The sequence below is a fragment of the Erysipelothrix rhusiopathiae genome (assembly GCF_900637845.1).
GTDB lineage: Bacteria > Bacillota_I > Bacilli_A > Erysipelotrichales > Erysipelotrichaceae > Erysipelothrix > Erysipelothrix rhusiopathiae.
On record NZ_LR134439.1, the window covers coordinates 1658769 to 1681132 of the forward strand.

25 protein-coding genes and 1 riboswitch are annotated in these 22364 nt (G+C 36.0%); all 25 genes read right to left on the reverse strand.

What is annotated here, in order from left to right; genetic code table 11:
* Positions 1–5: 5 nt before the first annotated feature.
* Positions 6–983: a hypothetical protein gene (locus EL194_RS07990; protein WP_003773816.1), complete on the reverse strand. Its 978-nt coding sequence runs from the start codon at positions 981–983 to the stop codon at positions 6–8.
* 35 nt (positions 984–1018) lie between these two features.
* Positions 1019–1546 carry an ECF transporter S component gene (locus tag EL194_RS07995; RefSeq protein WP_003773817.1) on the reverse strand — a complete coding sequence of 176 codons (528 nt, stop codon included), beginning with the start codon at positions 1544–1546 and terminating at the stop codon, positions 1019–1021.
* A gap of 45 nt (positions 1547–1591) precedes the next feature.
* Positions 1592–1707: riboswitch (FMN riboswitch) on the reverse strand.
* A 108-nt stretch (positions 1708–1815) separates the two neighbouring features.
* Entirely contained in the window at positions 1816–2373 is a 558-nt protein-coding gene (gene efp, locus EL194_RS08000) for an elongation factor P (protein WP_003773819.1), read from the reverse strand.
* Positions 2374–2375: 2 nt separating this feature from the next.
* Positions 2376–2726: a hypothetical protein gene (locus EL194_RS08005; RefSeq protein WP_223246800.1), complete on the reverse strand. Its 351-nt coding sequence runs from the start codon at positions 2724–2726 to the stop codon at positions 2376–2378.
* 679 nt (positions 2727–3405) lie between these two features.
* Positions 3406–3693 carry a competence type IV pilus major pilin ComGC gene (gene comGC, locus EL194_RS08020; protein WP_003773827.1) on the reverse strand — a complete coding sequence of 96 codons (288 nt, stop codon included), beginning with the start codon at positions 3691–3693 and terminating at the stop codon, positions 3406–3408.
* Positions 3690–4670, reverse strand: a complete 981-nt coding sequence (locus EL194_RS08025; protein ID WP_145912119.1) for a hypothetical protein — start codon at positions 4668–4670, stop codon at positions 3690–3692. The genes comGC and EL194_RS08025 overlap by 4 nt, the downstream gene beginning before the upstream one ends.
* Positions 4585–5499: an ATPase, T2SS/T4P/T4SS family gene (locus EL194_RS08030; protein ID WP_003773830.1), complete on the reverse strand. Its 915-nt coding sequence runs from the start codon at positions 5497–5499 to the stop codon at positions 4585–4587. The genes EL194_RS08025 and EL194_RS08030 overlap by 86 nt, the downstream gene beginning before the upstream one ends.
* 36 nt (positions 5500–5535) lie before the next feature.
* Positions 5536–6165 (reverse strand): MBL fold metallo-hydrolase, encoded by a 630-nt coding sequence (locus tag EL194_RS08035; RefSeq protein ID WP_003773833.1) that lies wholly within the window; start codon positions 6163–6165, stop codon positions 5536–5538.
* Between the two features lie 33 nt (positions 6166–6198).
* Positions 6199–6348: a 50S ribosomal protein L33 gene (rpmG, locus tag EL194_RS08040; RefSeq protein ID WP_003773835.1), complete on the reverse strand. Its 150-nt coding sequence runs from the start codon at positions 6346–6348 to the stop codon at positions 6199–6201.
* 60 nt (positions 6349–6408) lie between these two features.
* Complete coding sequence (locus EL194_RS08045; protein WP_003773837.1) at positions 6409–8445, reverse strand: peptidoglycan D,D-transpeptidase FtsI family protein; 2037 nt, start codon at positions 8443–8445, stop codon at positions 6409–6411.
* A gap of 20 nt (positions 8446–8465) precedes the next feature.
* Positions 8466–9806, reverse strand: a complete 1341-nt coding sequence (locus EL194_RS08050; RefSeq protein ID WP_003773839.1) for a DEAD/DEAH box helicase — start codon at positions 9804–9806, stop codon at positions 8466–8468.
* 1 nt (position 9807) lies between these two features.
* Positions 9808–10461 carry a class I SAM-dependent methyltransferase gene (locus EL194_RS08055; RefSeq protein ID WP_003773841.1) on the reverse strand — a complete coding sequence of 218 codons (654 nt, stop codon included), beginning with the start codon at positions 10459–10461 and terminating at the stop codon, positions 9808–9810.
* A 1-nt stretch (position 10462) separates the two neighbouring features.
* Entirely contained in the window at positions 10463–11842 is a 1380-nt protein-coding gene (gene rpoD, locus EL194_RS08060) for an RNA polymerase sigma factor RpoD (RefSeq protein WP_003773843.1), read from the reverse strand.
* Positions 11842–13605 (reverse strand): DNA primase, encoded by a 1764-nt coding sequence (gene dnaG, locus EL194_RS08065; protein WP_003773845.1) that lies wholly within the window; start codon positions 13603–13605, stop codon positions 11842–11844. The genes rpoD and dnaG overlap by 1 nt, the downstream gene beginning before the upstream one ends.
* Positions 13606–13623: 18 nt before the next feature.
* The gene (locus tag EL194_RS08070; RefSeq protein ID WP_003773847.1) at positions 13624–14997 is read right to left on the reverse strand and encodes a glycine--tRNA ligase; all 1374 of its coding nucleotides are present in this window, start codon (positions 14995–14997) and stop codon (positions 13624–13626) included.
* A 29-nt stretch (positions 14998–15026) separates the two neighbouring features.
* The gene (gene recO / locus EL194_RS08075; protein WP_003773849.1) at positions 15027–15725 is read right to left on the reverse strand and encodes a DNA repair protein RecO; all 699 of its coding nucleotides are present in this window, start codon (positions 15723–15725) and stop codon (positions 15027–15029) included.
* Positions 15715–16611, reverse strand: coding sequence for a GTPase Era (gene era / locus EL194_RS08080; RefSeq protein ID WP_003773851.1), 897 nt, complete (start codon positions 16609–16611; stop codon positions 15715–15717). The genes recO and era overlap by 11 nt, the downstream gene beginning before the upstream one ends.
* Positions 16601–17002 (reverse strand): cytidine deaminase, encoded by a 402-nt coding sequence (gene cdd / locus EL194_RS08085; RefSeq protein ID WP_003773853.1) that lies wholly within the window; start codon positions 17000–17002, stop codon positions 16601–16603. Before cdd ends, era begins: the two co-directional genes overlap by 11 nt.
* Positions 16999–17367: a diacylglycerol kinase gene (locus EL194_RS08090; protein ID WP_003773854.1), complete on the reverse strand. Its 369-nt coding sequence runs from the start codon at positions 17365–17367 to the stop codon at positions 16999–17001. The genes cdd and EL194_RS08090 overlap by 4 nt, the downstream gene beginning before the upstream one ends.
* A complete protein-coding gene (ybeY, locus tag EL194_RS08095) occupies positions 17342–17785 on the reverse strand; it encodes an rRNA maturation RNase YbeY (RefSeq protein ID WP_003773857.1) in 444 nt (147 codons plus the stop codon). Before ybeY ends, EL194_RS08090 begins: the two co-directional genes overlap by 26 nt.
* A 64-nt stretch (positions 17786–17849) precedes the next feature.
* Positions 17850–18482 (reverse strand): phosphate signaling complex protein PhoU, encoded by a 633-nt coding sequence (phoU, locus tag EL194_RS08100; protein WP_003773859.1) that lies wholly within the window; start codon positions 18480–18482, stop codon positions 17850–17852.
* 8 nt (positions 18483–18490) lie between these two features.
* A complete protein-coding gene (gene pstB / locus EL194_RS08105; RefSeq protein WP_003773861.1) occupies positions 18491–19243 on the reverse strand; it encodes a phosphate ABC transporter ATP-binding protein PstB in 753 nt (250 codons plus the stop codon).
* 2 nt (positions 19244–19245) lie between these two features.
* Positions 19246–20469, reverse strand: a complete 1224-nt coding sequence (gene pstA, locus EL194_RS08110; RefSeq protein ID WP_003773863.1) for a phosphate ABC transporter permease PstA — start codon at positions 20467–20469, stop codon at positions 19246–19248.
* On the reverse strand, positions 20466–21410 hold the full coding sequence (pstC, locus tag EL194_RS08115; RefSeq protein ID WP_013853033.1) for a phosphate ABC transporter permease subunit PstC: 945 nt from the start codon (positions 21408–21410) through the stop codon (positions 20466–20468). The genes pstA and pstC overlap by 4 nt, the downstream gene beginning before the upstream one ends.
* Positions 21407–22309 carry a substrate-binding domain-containing protein gene (locus tag EL194_RS08120; protein ID WP_034886577.1) on the reverse strand — a complete coding sequence of 301 codons (903 nt, stop codon included), beginning with the start codon at positions 22307–22309 and terminating at the stop codon, positions 21407–21409. Before EL194_RS08120 ends, pstC begins: the two co-directional genes overlap by 4 nt.
* Positions 22310–22364: the final 55 nt, after the last annotated feature.

Sequence of the window (22364 nt, forward strand, 5' to 3'; positions counted from 1 at the left end):
CTATCCTACTTCCTAAATTGCGCTACAATCAGCAACAATACAACTATAATCGCAAGGATTAATAACGAAAGAACAACGTTCAACATTCGATTTGTTCGAACCATTGTTTCATTCATTTGATCGATGTTTTGTTCTTGATCAATGATTTTATGTTGTAAAGTTTGTGTTTGAGCGAGTAATTCACTACGGAACTTATCCGAATCAAAATCATTATCGGAATAATCTTCCATTGCATCCAATTGAGCCTGCATTTCGAAAATCGAATCATCTTCTTCAGATAAGATATTCTCAAACTCATCCGCTTCCAACTCAAATTCTACCGAATCAAATGAATCTTGACCTGATAAATCTAACGATACATCTTCGTCATCTACCATTTCTTGAACAGCCATTGCAATGGTTTTTTCCAACTCATCTTCTTCGTCAAATGTATCGGCATTACTTTGTTCTACAGACTTGAATACTATTGTCTCATCAAGATTTGGTAATTCATCAAGATTTACTTCTTCTTCAATTTCATCCTCAATAAAAACATCTGCATCCATTGTAGACAATTCTGGATCAATAGCATGTAAAACGGTTGTCATTTCATCATCATTAAATGGTTTTGCAATTTCTGACGATTTATTCAACTCGCTTAAAATATTTGCATCGGTATTCTCAAGATCCCGATAACCTTTGCGAACATTATACTCTTTAACTTCATCTAAAAAATCCTTGAGATATGCACTTTCAAAAGTATCAAATTGTGGTTCAGTCTTTGCTTCTTCAATCACTGAATGTTCTTCTTGAACCTCTTCAATTTGACGTGCATGTGTTGGCTCACGATCTTCTCTGGCAACGACATCCATTTTATCAAACTGATCATCAATTTGATTTAATCGATTCGCAAAATGTGAGAGATCTGAATTTTCAATATTACTTTCAGAGTCCAATGCAATTTGCTCATGTAAGTCTTGATATTTATTCACTCGAGATTTCATAATATCCAATCACTCCTTGAGGTAATTATATCACATTAATGTCCTGTGATTCTATGTATATGGGGACGTAAAACACTAAAGAAAACGATTAATAGCGTCCCTTTTGCTAAATTAAATGGTAAAAACACCGCAAAGAGCAAATTCCAGGCACCTTCTTGGGTCATTCCATATAATGGGAATGTTATAAAGTAATTAATAATATTCATTAAAAGTCCACTCGCACACACCGTAAACACATATAAGCCAACCCGTTTAGACTTAGTCTTTGGTTGGTACAATGCAATGGGTAACATAATCAAGACTGCATAACTAAAATTTGCAATTTCTCCGACTGGACCTGCATTTTTGGATAAAAATAACATATGCATGAGATTTTTTAAAAAAGCAATCATGAGTCCGGGTCCTGCCCCTAATAGATATCCACCTACAATAACTGGCAAATCACTGAGATCCGCTTGTAATGGAGAACCTGGGAGTACATAAAATTCAAACATATACAGTATCATGGATACCGTTGTAAGCATTGCTATATTAACCATTGTGCGAGTATTATATTTTTTCATATTAGCCTCCTTGTAAAAAAATATTAATACTCAAGGCAAACATGAAAAAAACTTCTTCCATCCAGACTTTAACTGTCGCCACTTGAATTTAACAAGTTCTACCAAATTGGTTCGCGGGGTTTACCGCCGATCGGGAATTACACCCTGCCCTGAAGTATACAAGTTTATTATAAGTAAACAATAGGCTAATGTCCAATATTTGTACTGTGAAATAAAAAAGCAAATTCAATCGATACGGTGAATTTGCTTTTTATGATTTTATTTAAGACTTATGCACGACCTGAGTATTTACCATCAGTAGTATTAACGAGAACAACCTCGCCTTCGCTGATAAAGAGTGGCACACGAATTTCTAATCCAGTTTCCACAACAGCATTTTTTTGTGCATTTGTTGCAGTATCACCCTTAACAGCTGGTTCAGCTTGAGTGACTGTTAATGCAATTTTTTCAGGTAAATTCACACCTAGAACTTCTGATTCATAGAAAACGACTGTAATGTCTTGATTTTCTTTCATAAAGTTCATTTCCCACTCAAGACGGGATTTCGCAATTTCAAGTTGTTCGTAAGTTTCACCATCCATAAAAACAAGTTCTTCACCTGCATCATAAAGATATTGCATAACGCGTTTATCGATATGAGCTTGTTCAACTTTATCCCCACCGATCATTGTTAATTCCGTTACGGAACCAGAACGCATGTTACGAACTTTAGCTTTAATAATCATTTGTCTTTGCGCTGTCTTATTATGTGATGTATCCAACACTTGGTATAGGTTGTCTTCATAAATAATTGACATCCCAGCTCTTAAATCATTTGATTGAATCATAATTAATCCTCCATTTTAGTTAAGTTAAAACTTCCATCATCAATTATATCATAAGAAAACCGATATGACCTAATACCATTTATCGAAACATAAACTTTTTCGTCTTTTTTTTGTGCCTTAATCTCATAGAATTCATCTTCATACGTAAAATCTTCATCTTCAAAACAAAAATGGTCGATCACAAGACGCTCCAATTCAATTCGTTCTTGAATACGTTTGATAGATTCTACGACTCGGTAATGCTTGACGTACAGCATTGACGCTTTACTAATACTAAAACATAAAACAATGAAAACGAGATGGGTACAACCTATAAGACTACCATCCATAAAATTCAAATTTTTCTGTTTCAAAAACGTATGTCACCTTGCTGTCTTTACAACCAAAATCAGTAACATGGTGCAAAAGTATTTCATAACCCGGCTTTTTAATAATATACTTTCCATTAAAACTGATTTCGTTGTTTAGATTGTTTTTTTCAAACAGTATGCGATTATCAACACATTTAACACGTCGACTCCGAATCAATAACTGCTGTAATTGCAGTTCAAAAACGGTATTTTGTTTGACCCTCGGTGCATCCGAGATAAGTTGATAACTGCGTTCGAGGATTTGATTCAAAACAATCATTAATAAGGGAGTAATTGCTAGACAGATTAAAAACTCAACAAACGAATAGGCTTTATGCATAAAAAATACAGAGCAGGTATACCATCAAACTTAAAAGACACAAACAATACATCACCTCAATATATGTAAAGAAATTAATCACACTGATACCTTCCAAACCCTAGTTGTATTACGCATGTATATTTATTAACTCTGAAGGTTCCAGCTTTATTAATATTGCCGTTCGCATTAAACCAATGATTCTCATGAATTGGAACCGTTTCTAAGTGCTCCATCGCATTTAATTGATACTCAAGTAAGGCTGGCTCGTTTTTCGATTCTACTCGAAGTGAAAGAAACATTCGCAATGATATGCTGAGTATAAAAACAACTAAGAGAATCTCACACAGCGTAAAATTCATACTAGACTGCTTGACCATCTGCAATTTGAATAACCTCTCCATTAAAACATTTGTACTGATTTTCTCTGAGATACCCTGCATTTATGAGCTGATCAATGGTTGTTGGTAGTTCATCATAATTAATTTTGTACTGCATAATTGCCGCATCGACTATTTTCTTCTGTGCATCACACCCTTTTCGATTAACCATTGTAATGGTTTTTTGGATATTGGGTAACGTCAACATAAATATGATTGCAATAATTGTCATCACAAGCACCATCTCAATAAGCGTAAAACCTTGTTTCATAATCCCTCCATCAATTTGAGTGGTATCATTACTAATTCATAGTAAACAACCACAATCATAATTATGTTAATCGAAACAAATACCCTATAAACACATATAACTTTTTTTAATTGATATAAAATCAAAACATCCGAAAGATTCAGACACAAACTTAATGATTTCTCTAATTCATTAAACAAAAATCCTTCTCGCATATTTCTTCTAATTATAGGGTGTAGCGATGAATGGGCTAATGCATCACAAATATCTTTTCCATGCTCTAACATTCGCTCAATTTCAAAAGCAATTGAACCTGCTAACGTATTTGAGAGTGAAGTTCGTAAACATTTAATCGTAGAAAGAGTTGTTTTTGTTTCAGGATAGAGTACATTATAGAATAGACAAAATTGTTCGGAAATGCATAAGACAATTAAATTGCATTTTAAAAATGTATTCAAACCAGCAATAACGATCATCCGCATTTTACGGTGAAAAAGAACCAAAGACATGATAAGAACAAACAAAAGAAAAGCACCATGCAAATAAACAAGCCCTAAAGAAAACAAACTAGAAATCGTTGAGAACAGTGGTTTGGTTGAAAACACTTCAATTTCTGAAGCAATTGTTGGCAGTAGCAACTTTCTATAAAATAACAGCATGACCAAAACCATAAAATGAAGAAACAGCCAATAACCTACAGATTGATAGAGTACCTTTAGGCGCTTATGTCTACGTATAGATACTTCATTATAAAGTTTCAATAGCGTAATTCCTGAAACCTTCGGATAGAGTAAATACAAATTTTTTGGAATAATACGTCTAAGATATGCATCAAAAGATATATCATCAATATTTAAATATTGTTTTATTTCTTGAAAGGCAATACCTCCGTTTAAAAGCTTGAATACAGAATTATCCGTCTCGGTTATCGGGTGAATCTTTATCCTTAAACGATTGACTGAGTCGATGACGGATTTGAACTTGATCAGCAAATTCATGCTTAAAAACAACCTCTCCTTTCTCTTGTTTTAAATAATGATACAAAATAGCAATAAGTCCCGATTCAATCTCATAATCCGTTGCCCCAAGATCATAAAGACGGTCTAATGTATGGAAACAACTTCTTGCATGAATTGAAGCACAGACCAAATGACCCATATTAACGGCACGAAGACATAATCTTAAATCACCCTTTGTTCGAACTTCTCCATATACAATAATATCAGCATCCATCCTTAACAGTTGATTCAAAATATCTTCTTGAGTAAGTCGTGATTCGATGGGTTCCAGTTGAATTACATGGTTATAGAAATGTTCAATCGGACTTTCAACACTGTAGATAGCCTCTGATGAAACCTCTTTAAGCGTATTAAACATTGTCGTAGATTTACCTGAGCCTGTAACACCCGAAAACAAAATTAATCCCGAACGTGCACTAAATGATTTTAAAAGAGCTCTTAAAACTCTCTTATTTGAAATGCACTCACTTAGTGAGCGGATCAATACAATGTTTAAAATACGTATCACACCGTTTTTCCGCCCAAATGATTCAATGGAGGCAAATCTAAAAAAGTATCTCCGTTCGAAGATCATCGTAAAGCTACCAGTTTGAGGTATTTCATTCTGACTTAGATCAAAACGAGATATGTATTTTAAATGCTCATATAAATTGACTGATAAATCATCGTGTATGATTTTAATTGTCTGTTTGTGACGTCTTAGTCGAATTACCTGATAAACCTCTGTGATATTAAAGTGTATATCTGTAATTGAAAGTCCAATGGCCATTTTAAGCAAATCATGTAACTTTTTATCAATATATTCCATACTTAAAACTACGTGAATCAATAAAAAAAACCTAAACTAAAGTTTAGGTTTTAAATATGGATTCGTCTCAATTTCTTTAAAAAGTGTAGTTGGTGAACCGTGTCCTGGATAAAGAGTATAGTCCACGTCTCCAAAATCATCAATAAAACTTCGAAGGGATGCATTCATTACATTCATATTTCCGGTCGGTAAATCTGTCCTACCAATACTTTGTTCAAAGATAAAGTCACCATCAAAAATGAAATCATCAAAGACATAGGAAATAGACCCGCTAGTATGTCCCGCCGTCTTAACAACATCACATTCAAAGGGTCCTACTGTTAACGGTTCTAGATCAATCGCAATCGGATTCGTTTTAATCGTAAAAGGCTCTGGTGTTTGATTGGAGAGATTATAGGACATGTCTTTAAGATAATGAATTTCTTCGTGGTACATGTAGACAGGGCAATTAAATCTTTCCGCAATCACGTCTACACCTGAAATATGATCAAAATGTCCATGTGTTAAAAGAACACCAATGACTTCGTAATCCTGTGTAGGCTTCAATAGATTAATCGTGTTTTGATTTGGGTCTAAACAAGGATCAATAATTAACATTTGATTCCCACTACTTAAGTAATATGTATTTGTGGCTGCATAGCCTAATGTTTGATATGTTATCTTCATTGTCTTCACCTAGAAAAAAAAGCCAAAATAGGCTTATTTTTTTTCCTTATGTAATGTATGTTTGCGCTCACGTGGGCAGTATTTTGTAACTTCCATACGTTCTAATTGAACTTTTTTGTTTCTACTTGTGTGATAGTTTTCTTCGCCACATTCTGTGCAAACTAAAATCGCTTGAGTTCTCATAGTTACCTCCAATATTTATTAGCCAACTCATTATATCATATATTATTTTAATTGCATATATTATTTTAAATTCATATACGCATCTACAATTCGATCTCCCGTTGAAGTACAAATATTTGTAACAGGATTCGACAAATCTTCTGTATATGCAAGGGGTGCAATGCACGCAACCGCAATCTTAGGTTGCTCATAAGGAGCAAATGCAACATACGTATTATTGATGTATGAACCAATCTCTGGATCGTACGCTTGTGCGGTACCCGTTTTTGCAGCAGCACTGTATGGCACTGTTGCAATTAAATCCCCACACATATTTGAAGAAGCACATAAACGCATACCCGATCGAACACGTTCAAGCATTTCTTTATTTTCTAATGAATTCAAAATATTTACATTATTTTGGTAAACTGGACGATGCGTATCATGATTCAATGCCTCTTTGACAAAATGAGGTTGTAATCGGTATCCTCCATTAGCCACTGTCGTGATGTATTGACTCAGTTGCATAGCATTGTAGTTATCAAATTGTCCAATTGCAAATTCAAGCAATGACCCCGAATTTGTCGTACCACCTTTATAACCAATTTCTTCCCGTGGGTAATCCACTTGAGTACGAACACCTAAACCAAATTGACTATAATAGTTTCTCATTTGGGCAAATGTTTTTTCAGCATCCGTAAATACAAGGGGTCCATTTGGAACGTAAGATGAACCACCTAGACGTATCGCAACATTAAACATGTATATATTAGATGAGTGTTGTAATGCAGTTTGATCATCTACAATACCAAGATTACGCCATGAATGTCGTGGCGGTGTTCCTTCAATGTACATTGGTGTATCATTCACAGTCTCTCCCGGCTTCATAACCCCTGTATCAAGGCCCATATAGACCGTTGCACCCTTGATTGTCGAACCGACAGGATAACCTTGTAGCATCGTTAATTGTGGATCGTTGTAATATTTACCATCTTTGCCACGAACCATCGCTACGATACCGAGAATGTCGCCTGTTTGAGGGTCTGTTGCTACAACATGGATCTGATTATTAATTTTTGTGCGCTCGCCAATACTCTTCTGATAATCTAATCGTTCCTTGACAATTTTTTCCATTTCTTTTTGTAAATCCATATCAATGGTTAAACGAATGTCATTCCCTTTCCGACCATCCTTCTGTAATTTGAATTTACTTCCCGATGTTCGTTCATATTCACTATTATAACCTGATAAGAAGTTTTCATACTGATATTCCAGACCGTACGCTCCTACTTGTTCACTCAGTTCATATCCCTCAGCTACATAGTAATCGCGTTTTTCATAAGGAACATCACCTAAATCACCAATTAGCGACATAAGATCAACTTCTTTATTGGGTTCTCGTTTCCAAGATGTAGTACGCGAGAAACCTGGAAACTCAGCTGCATGTTCCGCTAAATAAGAAATTTGTTCATTGGTAGCTTCTTCTAAAATAATTGATGGTTGTCCCATTTGGATATTCCCCATCTTGACTTGGACTTGAAATGCAAGACGGTCATCTTTAGAAAGTGTATCTGTCATTTCTTTTGTGATTCTACTTTTCTTCAATGCCTCAACAGCACTTTGATCCATATCTGTTTCTTTGATCGTTTTTCGGTCTTCTTCGGATAAAAGACTTTCTCCAAGTTTGTTCTTTCTCAACCACAATACCTTGAGATCATCTTCATTCAATTCATCTTTAATCTCAAATTGCTTTGCAAATTTAAGAGCCACCTCCTCCTCTTTCATGCCCTTAGGCATCTTAGAAGGATAATATGTTATTGAATTTACTGCTTTATTTGAAACGATAATTCGACCCTTTGAATCCAGAAATTCACCCCGCATAGTGGGCATTCGAACAGGTGGCGATGAGTATTTAGAAAGTAAATCTTCATAATGACTTTGACCTACAATTTGAATCTTATATAATCTAAAGACAAGACCCGCAGCAATCGCAACCAATATTAAAACAAAGATTTTAAGACGTGTATTAATCATCTTATCAAGATCTAATCCTTGTTTTAGGTGTTCACTACTTCCCGTGTAATTGTCAGTTTTTTTTCGTCGCTTAAAAATACCCATCAAAACCTCCCGTTAAGTCACTACTTTTCAGTATCGAGTGCACGCTCGCGTTGTTTTGCTTTTGCACGTTCTTTTTTCTGATCTCTAATTTCTTGTTGGATCATATTACGTTTTTTCTTGTTTGTTAATCGTTCAATTTCACGTTTTCGTTTTACTTTATAGCCAGGCTTAATCTTAACATTTTTACGATGAAGAACCTGTACAATTTCTGGATCAAGTTGTTTCGTACGTTTTTCTAAATTAAACCAAGGACGAACATCTTCAAGTGCACCGTCTTTGACACGTTTATATTCAAATCGCAAACCTTTTTTCATTAAGCGTGTTACGGCGCCTTGATCTTTTTGAGTCACGATACTAATACTATAACCTTGACGTCCACTTCTACCAGTACGACCCGAACGGTGGGTATAAAAATCTAAATCATGATTGGGTAACCCAGCATTAATTACATGACTAATTTCAGGTAAATCGATACCACGAGCCGCTAAATCCGTCGCAACGATATATTGAACACGTTTACTATTGATTTGATTCAGAACTTGTTTACGTCCACGGTCACTCACATCGCCATGAAGTTCAACACACTCGATACCATAATCTCTAAGATATCGTGCTACTTCGCCCGCTTGTACTTTCGTATTAGTGAATACAACAGCGAGTAAAGGATTAATTGCGGATAAAACGTCAAGAACCGCTTCATTCATATCACGATGACGTTGATTGATTAAGATGTGATCAATTCTCGGTTTTAGTTTTTCTTCTGTCGAAACAATCTCAATTGGATGTTTCAAATATTTTTTAATGAATGCACGAAGCCCTGTTGGAATCGTTGCACTGTAAAGCATAAAAAGCGTGTCATTAGACAATCTCGATGCAATCGTATCAACTTCATTAATAAATCCGTAGTCAAGCATCATATCTGTTTCATCAATAACAAGAGCTTTAATAAAATCGAGTCTCAAAACACTCCAGCTTAATATATCAAGAAATTTTCCTGGTGTAGTAATTAAAATCATTGGTTGTTTTTCGATTTTTTTCTTAAGACGACTGTTATCCATACCACCAATCGCAAGCTCAGTTGTAATTCGTTCATCTAGTGTCGTAATTTCGCGAGCAAAATTTTGAATTTGCATTGCGAGTTCTCGTGTAGGTGCAAGAATTAAGGCTTGAGTTTGGTCAACAGTAGGATCAATGAGCTCTAAAATTGCGAATAAGAACGCATGGGTTTTCCCCGTACCTGTATCCGATTTAACAATCAAATCACGCTTGTTCTTAATTTCTTTAAGAACTTTTTCTTGAACTGATGTTAGCTCTCTAAATTTATTCAGTTCAAAAAACTTTTTATTAATATTATTCATCATATTAACACTCCTTTTCTAAAATATTTCTTATGGTGTTATATTCCGTTTCAAAAGCAACATTGTGCTTTTTGATTGAATATAGATGATTTGCGCGATTGGTTAAATAGATTAAATAATCTTCTGTAATATGTTGTTTTAACACAGGACCAATCAACACATCTTCCTGTGTTAATGCATTATTAGTTGATGTTGAGATTTTTATTACCATAATAAAAACAGGAATCTCACGTTCTAAAAGAAAACGCTCATCAACAATGTCAAATCCGTTTATGGCTACTGTTTGTCGAAGCCAAGCATTTTTTGTATTTGATTGAATGATTATTGTATCATTCACCTTAAATTTATAATTAGAAATTATAGACCATATTGTTTCTGCACCCATGCCTGCAATTACAAAGCAATCTGCATCGCCTTTAAATCCTTCAAGCCCATTACCAAGGTGGAGTTCAATTTTATCATGAAAACCAAAACGCTCAACGTTCTCACGTGCTTGTTGTAATGGTTTTTCAGCAATATCAAGACCATAACCCCTAATCGCCTTATGCTCTTGAATTGCTTTAATCAGGAGTAATCCATGGTCTGTTCCTACATCAGCAACCCGTGCTTTGTCAGGAATCAAATTAAAAATCTCTGTAAGTCGATTCGAAAGCTTCATATTATCGTTTGTCTACAAAGTCTCTTAATCGTTTTGATCGAGTTGGATGTTTCAACTTGCGAAGTGCTTTTGCTTCGATTTGACGAATACGTTCACGAGTAACGTTAAACTCTTTTCCAACCTCTTCCAAGGTACGTGTACGGCCGTCCTCTAAACCAAATCTCAATCGTAAGACCTTTTCTTCCCGTTCTGTTAAACCTTCAAGTACCATCTTAATTTCTTCTTTTAGAAGTTGATTATTAGCATACTCATCAGGTGATAATGCGTCTTTATCTTCAATAAAATCTCCAAGATGTGAATCATCTTCTTCACCAATAGGTGTTTCCAAAGAAACAGGATCTAAAGCAATTTTTTGAATTTCACGAACTTTTTCAGGTGTAATGTTTTCCATCTCTGCCGCAATTTCTTCAGCAGTTGGTTCACGTCCTAATGTTTGAACAAGTGATCTTTGGATTCGTGTCAATTTATTAATTGTTTCCACCATATGAACTGGAATTCGAATTGTACGTGCTTGGTCAGCAATTGCGCGTGTAATCGCTTGACGAATCCACCATGTAGCATATGTCGAGAACTTAAATCCTTTTGTATAGTCAAATTTTTCAACGGCTTTAACAAGACCCATGTTTCCTTCTTGAATTAAGTCCAAGAATAGCATTCCACGACCAACATATTTTTTAGCGATTGAAACTACAAGACGAAGGTTTGCTGAAATAAGAATGCGACGTGCTTCTAAACCATCATAATATGTCGCAACCCAGTTTGTCAGGAACGCTAAGTTTTCTTCATCACCATTTTCGGTGAGGTACGCTTCGAAATCATCAAAAAAGTAACCAATTTGGTTTTCTGTTAATCGTTCTGCAAGTTCTTCATCTGTAATCGCAGGATCAACAATTTCTTTATACTTGTTGATAATAAATTCTTTTGCTTGTTCCCCTTCTTGGAGACGGCGTGCAATTTCAGGCTCATCTTTAGCATCTAAAAGATTAACACGACCAATTTCCTTAAGATACATCTTAACGGGATCGTTAATACGTACCATATTTGCACTGGTTAATTCATTTTCATATGAGCTAAGGTCAACTTTATTTAGTGAGTCATCAAAAATCTCATCCTCTTCTGCTTCATCACTAATAAAATCATCATCGACATCTGGTTCTCCAGCTTCGAGCATTACCTCCTCATCAATATCATCTTCATCATCACTTAAAATGATTCCTTTTTCCGTGAACCATTCAAAAAGCTCTTCTGAATCATCGTCATTCAAATTAAGGTGATCGATTGCCTTCTCTACATCATCATTTAATAGAACACGCTTTTTCTCATATTGTTTTAGAAAACTCTCTTTAACTTCTTCTAATGTTTTTAATTTTTTAGCTGCCATCAATGTTCTCCTTCTCTCTTATTTTTATTTCGTAATTGTTTTATTGCTTCTTCGAGTAGTGCCGCTTGATCATCAATCTTATCTTGTTGAAGCACCCGACCCTTCATATCATGGATTCCCATGACGACAAGATGATTTCGAATCAAATTAATATTTTGCTCCATACTTGCTCGATTATAGCCATCTAATAAGTCGCTTGATTCAATATCGATAGCAAATTTTTTCATTTTTTCAGATATATTTAGTGATAGTATATCTGCAATTTCGATAACTTCTTGATTTCGATAACAATCTAAGATAATGAGTGCAAAATCGGTTGCTAGATCTGACACTAAAAATCCTAATTGATCACGATATAAATACGCTGCTTCTTTAGAAATCAGCATTTGTCTCAAAATCGCTCTTTCGGGGATATTAACATTAAATTCCATGGTATTTGAAACATTATTTGAAATCAACGGTGTATCGCGTTCAATCATTACGCTGCGCGCGTTTAATTGTTGTGATAATACGCTGTATTCAAAATTTGTCTTATCTGAAAGTTTTTTGAGATAGTAGCTTTGTTCTAATTCGTCTTCATTTTTTAAATGGTCAATCATAAATTGAACTACGCGCTTACGATTATCAAATGAATCTAAACCATAATTACCAATTCCATAACTCATTAAAAAATCAAGCCAATTTATACGATCATCGACACCTTTCTGTACACGTTCAATGCCATATTCACGTATACACTCATCTGGATCTAATCCCGTATCATTATACCATACTGTTACTGAGCAATGTGCTTTACGCAATTTCATTCCTACTTGGTATGTTGCTTCAAGTCCTGCACGATCACCATCAAACGCTAAAACAACATTCGAACTGCATTGCTTCAACATTTGAATTTGTTCATTTGTACATGCGACACCCAATAGTGAAACGGTATTATCATAGCCTGATTTTGTAAAGGCAATTGTATCCGTTACACCTTCGGCTACAAGAATAAAATCATGCTTTCTTGCCGCTTCCTTTGCATTGTGTAAGTTATAAATCGTTAAACCCTTAGTATACAATCGTGTCTCTGACGTATTGATATATTTGACTTTGTTCTCATCGCTCAAAGCTCGTGCACTAAAAGCAATCACACGACCATGACGGTCATAGATTGGGAACATAATTCGCTGATAAAACACATCTTCAATACCACGATCTGTTACGCGTACTAAATCCGCATCCACGAGTTCTTTTTCATTAAAGCCTTTTGCAATTAAGTATTTTGATAATTGATTGTCGCCAAATGCAACACCAATACCGAACTTCTTAATCAATTCCATGCTGTATCCACGCGCTTCAAGCTTACTTAACGCATCTTTACCTGTTTTTGTATAAAGCTGAAATTCAGTAAATTTTTGAGTTTCATCGAGTGCTTGAAACAACTTTAATTTTTCTTCATCTACCGGAACAGTATTTTGCGGTTCGTATTCTGTGACATCAATATCAATAAAAGATGCTGTTTTCACTACTGCATCAATAAATCCAATTTTTTCAAAATCCTTAACAAAAGAAAAAACATTCCCTCCCGCTCCACAAACAAAACATTTATAGATTTGTCGATCTGGTGAAACAGACATTGACGGATTGTTATCATCATGAAAAGGGCAAACCCCCCAGTAATTTTTGCCCTTTTTTGATAGTGTCATGTATCGAGAAATGGTATCAACGATATCCGTTTTCGAACGAATGTCATTGATCAGTTCTTCTGGCATTCGCTTCATATCACTCACCCATTATTCTTATTTATTAATTTCTGCATTCATCAATGCAATCGCTTCGTCTACACTTACACGAACTTGTTCCATTGAATCACGGTAACGTAAAGTAACTTTTTCATCTTCTAAAGAATCAAAATCAAATGTAATACAGAATGGTGTTCCAATTGCGTCTTGACGACGGTAACGTTTACCAATACTTGCAGTTTCATCAAAATCACAAGCAAAAGAACCCATTAATTTGTGCATAATCTCACGCGCTGGTTCGCTCAATTTTTTTGAAAGCGGTAAAACACAAACTTGTGTTGGCGCAAGTTTTGGAGAAAAATGCATTACAACACGTGTATCATTTTCAAGTTCCTCTTCATCATAAGCTTCACAAATCAATGCAAGCATCAATCGTTCAACCCCTAAAGAAGGCTCTACACAGTAAGGTATATACTTTTCGTTTGTTTCCGGATCTAAATATTCCATACTTACTTTAGAGTGCTCTTGATGTTGTTTAAGGTCATAATCTGTACGATCTGCAATACCCCATAACTCATCAAATCCCCATGGGAAACGGTACTCGATATCACTTGTACCTTTTGAGTAATGAGATAATTCATCTTCATCATGCTCTCTAAGTCGTAAATTCTCAGGCTTAATTCCTAATCCAATTAACCAATCCATTGCGAATTTTTTCCAGTACTCATACCATTCAAGGTCTTCTCCTGGTTTTACAAAGAACTCAAGTTCCATTTGTTCAAATTCACGTGTTCTAAAAATGAATTGACCTGGTGTAATCTCATTTCTAAATGATTTACCAATTTGAGCAATTCCAAACGGTAATTTCTTACGCATCGAACGTTGAACATTTCGATAATTAACAAACATTCCTTGTGCCGTTTCTGGGCGAAGATATATCGCATTTGAAGTATCTTCTGTTACACCTTGAAATGTTTTAAACATTAAGTTAAATTGACGAATATTTGTAAAATCATGACCACCACAATTAGGACATGGAATTTGATGCTCTTGAATATACAGTTCCATATCCTCATTACTCATCACACCCGCATTAATTTCTGTCTCAGAAAATTCTTCGATAAGTTTATCCGCGCGGTGTCGAGTATTACATTTTCGACAATCCATCAAAGGATCATTAAAAGTATCTAAGTGACCACTTGCCTGCCACACAGATGGATTCATTAAAATTGCGGATTGAATCCCAACGTTATATGGATTACGAGAAACAAATGATTCCCACCATAATTTCTTAACATTTTGTTTAAGTTCGATTCCTAAAGGACCAAAATCCCAAGTATTCGCTAAACCACCATAAATCTCACTACCTTGAAAGACAAAACCACTTGTTCTTACATGGTTTACTATCGTCTCAAATTCATATTTTTTCATTCTTTCACCTTCCAATTACTTTCCCTCTATTATACATCAGAAATGAGTTTCCAACTATTAAATTTATAATCACCATGAAATTCTAAATATTCCACGAGTATTTTAAGTAAATCATATCGATTAATTGTTTCCAAATATGCATCGACATCACGATTCGAAAAAATACCAAGTAGTGCAATCATCAATGATTTAGTCGTTTTAATTGTATGTTGTGCATGCGTTGCGCAGACATAGCCACCGTGTTCAATTGAAAAAGCATTTACATTTGTACTCCCACACATGACACATCCTTCAACATCAGGTGTGAATCCTTGTGTTTGAATTATAAAAGCCAAATACTTTATACAGTGAACCTCTAAATTGTTGGACTCAATACAATTCTCGAACCATTGATAAAATAAGTGATGTGAATCGAAATCAAAACATCGCACTGTTAATTCAGAGACCAATGACATATACATCAACCAATCAAGATTCTGCCGCACTTGTAAATATGCATTGATTGATTCACCACCTATAATTCGATTTAATTTATGTTCTTGAAAATTAAATCGATATTGAACTTTAGAAAATTCGAGTCCCAGTCGTCCTTGTTTTGATTTTGCACGGTAATAGCCCGGCAAAATCATCCGGATCAACCCATACTCATAACCAAGAAAATGGACCATCGCATCATGTTCTCGAAATGGAACAATCGATACAATGAATCCAACATCCTTATTGTTCATATTCAGTTTCGATATATCCGAGTTGATTCAACATACGAGCACGATTACGCCAGTTCTTTTCAACACGAACATATGTTTCTAAGAAGACTTTTTCACCTAGTACTGTTTCCAACTCACCACGGGCACGTTCACCAATTTGCTTAATCATACTGCCTTGTTTACCGATAATGATCCCTTTTTGCGAAGGACGATCTACGAGAATAACAGCACTGATAATTGTTGCATTTTTCTTTTTCACAATGCGTTCAATAGCGACAGCGACACTATGTGGAATTTCCTCTTCAGTAAGTTCAAGAATTTTTTCTCGAACAATTTCCGCCATAATAAATTGCTCTGGATATGCACTGACTTGATCTTTAGGGTAATACATTACACCCTCTTCCATATAACTTAAGGTTACGTCAAGCAAGCGATCTACATTGTTATTTTCAAGGGCCGAAATAGGTACAATTTCCGCAAATTGAAAATCGGTTGAAGCAGCAATACGCTCAAGCAATGCCTGTTCACTCATTTTATCAACTTTGTTAATAATCAAAAACACAGGTATTTTAAGCTTGCTTAAACGTTCAATTACAAATTCATCACCCGTTCCAAACGGCTCTGCACCATCAATGATGTAGTAAACCAAGTCCACACCTTTAAAATGAGCATATGCGGTACGGTTCATTCGCTCTCCCAATTGATGTTTCGGTTTATGAATCCCAGGAGTATCAATAAAAATTAATTGATAATCTTCTTCTGTTTTAACACCGATGATAGCATCGCGCGTTGTTTGTGCTTTTTCTGTTACAATCGCAATTTTTTGTTTAACGATTTGATTAATGAGTGTTGATTTCCCTGCATTGGGACGCCCAACAATTGAAATAAATCCTGATTTAAATGTCATTTAAGTCCTTCTTTCCAAACATTAACGGCATCAGTTCCTCAATGTTAGTTGTCATTGATTCCTTACCGTTTGATAAATATATAGGGGTTGTCGGTTCAAGTAATTCCGAAAGCACTTGACGACAAATACCACAAGGACCTGCTAAGAGATTCCCGTCTGTAACGATTGCAATACCCATAATATCTTCTTGACGATATCCATGAGAATAGGCTGAGAACACAGCACTTCGTTCACCACAATTCGTTGCACCATACGATGCATTTTCGATATTTGCACCTACAAATGTCTTTCCATCACGTGTCAGGAGACACGCACCAACATGATAGTTAGAGTAAGGTGCATAGGCATTGCCCATTGCTTCAAAAGCTTTTGTAATGAGTTCGTCTTTCATATAAATCTCCTTGTGAGTACGATAACTCCTATAATGATTGCATATAGAGCCGCTAACAACACCGCACCAGCAGCAATATCTTTTATTTCCTTTACGTGCAAATTATAATTTTTAATTAGCAAATCACAAATATCCTCAACTGCTGAATTTAAAAACTCAGTAACCAGAACCATAAACACCGCACTGATTACAAACATCCATTCAACAGGGGTGATCCCAATAAAAGCAAAAAAGACAACAGCAATCAACCCAAGAATAAGTTGAATAAGAATGCTGTGATCATATAACACTCCGGTCTTTACACCCTGAAATGCCGACTTAAACTTTTTTCGGGTGCGCTTAAGAATCTTTGCGAGCGATATCATGTAATATCTCTTTCTGGAGTCCAAACATTACGACTTCTTCTTCAGGTGTATGATGATCATACCCAAGTAAGTGGAGGTATCCATGCGCTACAAGAAAACAAAACTCACGTTTAATTGAGTGTCCGTATTCTTCTGCTTGTCGGCGAATCGCATCAACACTGATAATAATATCCCCCATCATAAAAACTTCCCCTTCCATTGAACCATCCTCAAAGCTTAAAACATCTGTAGGACGATCAATATCGCGGAATTCCTTATTAAAGTTATGAATGCTTGGGTCATCTACCAAAACAACATTAACTTCAACCGGATTTTTAAAACCAGTTTTATTTAAAGTCTCTTCCAATATTGGACTGAGGTATGTTTCAAAAGCATCCCAAGAGTCATCATTTGATTGATTAATATAATTTATTTCCATTTTATCACTTCCTCATTAATTATATCACAAAAAAAAGGCTTAAATCTAAGCCTTTTATCACATATTAACCAAAATCTATATGACGTCCTTTAACAATATAGATAACATGCTCACAAATATTGGTTGCATGGTCCCCAGCGCGTTCAATATTACGCAAGATTCCGATTGTTTGGGTGGGGATACGATCTGTTTCCAAAGGTTCAGATGCATAACGTGCCATAATCCCTTGAAATAACTCATCCAAAGATTCATCCATCTCGGCCACATCGTAAGCATCTTTCACACTTGGGTTTTTGAGAAGTGACACCACGGCATCAAAATTTTCAAGAAACTTGGCGCCCAATAACTCAACATCGCATTGATATTCAGGTTGCGACTCTTTACTTTTAATCACATATCGACCCATGTTCTTAGCATAATCACCAATACGCTCCAAATCCGCAGATACCTTGATACCACCCACAACCATCCTTAAATCTTTAGCAACTGGTTGCATTAGAGATAGAATTTCAATCGCTTGATCATTAATGCTTTCGTCAGAATCGTTAATATAATCATCTTTTTCAATAACATTTAGAGCAAGTGTCTTATCTTCCGTTACAATCGCTTGAATTGCCATCGCCATTTGCTTGCGAACGCGATCTGCCATCGTCAACAAATCCGTTTCAAATACTAACATTTTATCTTCTAGTCGCATAGTTCCTCCTAGCCGAATCGGCCTGTAATATAGTCTTCAGTACGTTTATCTTTAGGGGTATGAAATAGTTTTCGGGTCGTCTCATATTCAACAATATCACCCATCAGGAAAAAAGCAGTCATATCACTAATACGCCCCGCCTGTTGCATTGAATGCGTGACAATAATAATGGTGTAATCTTTTTTCAAGTCTAAAATTAATTCTTCAATCTTCGCTGTGGCAATTGGATCGAGGGCCGAAGTCGGTTCATCCATTAAGATAACCTCAGGTTTTAATGCAATCGCGCGTGCAATACACAAACGTTGTTGTTGTCCTCCGGACAAACGAAGTGCTGATGAACCCAGGCGATCTGAAACTTCATCATACAACGCTGCTTTAATTAATGCATTTTTTACGGCCTCATCTAAAACTTGCTTATCCTTTATTCCTTGACAGCGTAATCCATAAGCAACATTATCATAAATACTCATTGGAAATGGATTGGGATGTTGAAACACCATACCAACACGTGTTCTTAAATCAACAACATCCACATCACGTCCGTAGATGTTTTCATCCTCAAAAAGAACGCTCCCCTCAATGCGACAATTTTCTACCAGATCATTCATACGATTAAAACATCGTAGAAATGTTGATTTACCACAGCCAGAAGGCCCAATAAAAGCAGTAACTTTTTGCTTCTTTATGTCTATAGAAACGTCTTTAAGTGCTTGGTGCTCGCCATAGAAAAGATTTAGATTTTTGACTTGGAAACTATTCATAATTAATATCCCATCCTTTTTTGAAGTTGCTTAGAAATGTATTTGACGGTTAAATTTAAAATTAAAACTAATGCTAAGATTACAATTGAAATTGCACTTGCCAACTCGAAATTAGGCTGTTCTTGACTCATCACTGACCATATATGAACAGCTAAAGACGTTCCACCTTGAGTTAATCCCGGCACATCGTTCACAAAGGTTCCCATCGTATAAATAAGAGCCGCAGATTCCCCAATAATTCTACTTACTGAAAGTAATACAGCAGATAAAATTCCTGGTAATGCACTTGGAAGTACCACTTTAAAAATAGTTTGGGTTTGTGTTCCACCTAAAGATAGCGAGGCAGAACGTAAGCTATCAGGTACAACCAACAACGATTCTTTTACTGAACGAATGATTACTGGTAACAAGATGATTGCCATTGTCATACCACCTAACAGAATACTCAAACCCGAAACATTAAAGAATGCAGTAATTGGGAAGAGCACCGCAATCCCAAGAAGTCCAAATATGATACTTGGAACACCTGCGAGCATTTCAATACTGCTTTCAAGCATTCGTGTCATCGCTGTATCTGGTGCAATTTCTGTTAAATACAATGCTGCCCCGATTCCAAGTGGCAATGCAAATAAGAGTGAGGTTGCAATCAACAGTAATGTCGCAAGAATTGACCCCCAAATACCGCCGCTTTGCGTTTTAAAATATATAGACTCTAATCGTTGCGCTTGATCAAGTTTCAAACTTAAAGCGTGCGCATCATCACCAGCTACATGTCCAGAAATCATACGATTCCCTTGCGAATCATGCATCGTAATCCGCTCAATCGCATCGCCACGATGCATAACTTGCTGCTTTTCAAATTGAGAACCTGCAGTTAGATTATATGTTGAGTTGAACGGACTTTTTTCATCAATGTAAGTTACGATAACAGTTTGCTTACCTTCATGGTTCTTATCATCGCGCACAGCAATTCCATACGATTCATTAAATACATCACCTGAATTTAAATTCCCTGGATTCGCAAACATTTCAGATTCCGTTTTCGAGAAACCAAGTAGATAATTTTCAGACCAATAATTCGATCTCAACATATCCCAACTCAGCGTATCCTTTCCTCGAACGATTACAAAACTAAAAATACCCAGAAGGACCAAAACAGAGAGCAGTGCTGCCACATACGTAATTCCATTTAGTAAAAAATCGTGAATGCTACGTCTACGTGTCATTTTCCTTCATTCCCCACTTTCCGTTTAAATGCATGAATCATTAAATTAGAGATAAGAATTATGATCATTAATACAATACCCACACTAAAACGTACATCGTAATCAACACCAGAAGTTTCTTTCATCCCTGAAAGCATTGTGGAAGTTAAGGTTCGGGTAATATCAAACGGATTCCAAGTTGGACCTGTTGGTTTATTACCCGCAACCATTGAAACGGCGGTAGCCTCACCAAAAGCACGCGCTAAGCCAAGAATAAGTCCTGTTGTAATTCCTGACTTCGCTGATGTTAAAACAACTTTAAAATTTGTTTGAGTGGGAGAAGCCCCCAATGCAAGTGATCCAAGTTCTAAATTCTTATCAACTGCATTCATAGAAACAATTGAAAGTGATGTCATGGTCGGTAACACCATAATCGCAAGTAATATAACAACAGCTAACATTGAGCGCCCACCAAACGTCGAGAATCCAAGCACGGTTGCAAATTGATCGACAAAAGGCACGATGACACCGGAAGCAAATACACCGTACACAACAGAAGGTACTGCCGCAAGCATCTCAATAACCGTCGTAAGCAGCTTTGATAATTTTTGGGGCGCAATCTTTGAAATAAATAATGCCGTCAATACAGAAATTGGGAATGCGATCAACATTGCCAAAAAAGCTGTAATTACGGTATTGATAATGATAAACAGGACACCGTAAACATGTTTATCAGCTTCCCAAACAAAACCTGTCAGAAAATCAATCAATGAAATTTGATTTGGACCATAAGATGGAAGAAAAACAGCAATCCCCCGTTTAAAAATAAATATGAAAATAATGATAACCATGGACGCTGCAAGGATTCCTGTAAGTTTTAATAAACTTTGAACCCAAACATCCACTGTTTTTTTGCGTCGTTGATATCCTTCAGTGCTGAAACGATTTGATTTGTAACTCATACAAGATCCTTCCATTGCGAGAGTTCTCCGCTAAAAATTTGTTGAAGTTGTTCGGGTGATATATCATCCAAAGTGTTTGTCTCATTGACGACCACAACCACTGCATCCATACAATAAACTCCAGAGGTCATGCCCTCACTTACCGGCTCTTCTTTTTTAAATTTTCGTGATGAAAATCCAATATCAATATGATTTGCACCGCTCTTTTCACTCCCTAAAGTTCGCTTATAACCATCTCCAGAACCCGTATGATTTGGTTCATATTTAAAATTACCTGCCATCGGAATAAAGGATTCTACGGCAGGTTTAATTGTTGGTTCTACAGATGTAGAACCTCCTGTTTTAAGTACGAGGTCTGTGTTATCTCTTAATACAATCGGGTGATTTTGTTTCAAATCCTCCCATAACACACCTTTGGACACATCCACGATTCCACCAGCCGCTAATACAATTTCCTTACCCTCTATCGAATTATTTAAGTAATCTAGAAATGCAAGCACTAATGCTTGTTTCTCATCCGATTCATAGTCTCCCTCACGTCGTGTTACAAAACTGAATGGACGCGCTAATTGGTACGAACCTTGATTAACCGAATCTATGGATGGTAAGACACCCAAATATTGTAACGGTTTAATACCATTGCCTTTAAAATCTGTGGCTAGTGATACATATCCAATTGCATTGTGAGCTTGCCCCACTTGCGTTGCCATATCCCCATTACCCGTAGTCTCTGCGCTATTGTGAGTAATTGATTTTATTCCCGCAATGGATTCAAACGCTTCTCGAGTTCCAGATGAACCATCTCGTGTATAAACCTTAATTTGATCCTCACTGCCTTGTGCCCGACATCCACTGAGCATGATCGCGAACAGGAAAAGCAAAATAAAAGATTTCCTCATAATGATACACACACCCTTTCCAACTGTTATTGAAAGTATAGCGAGGTATCATTAA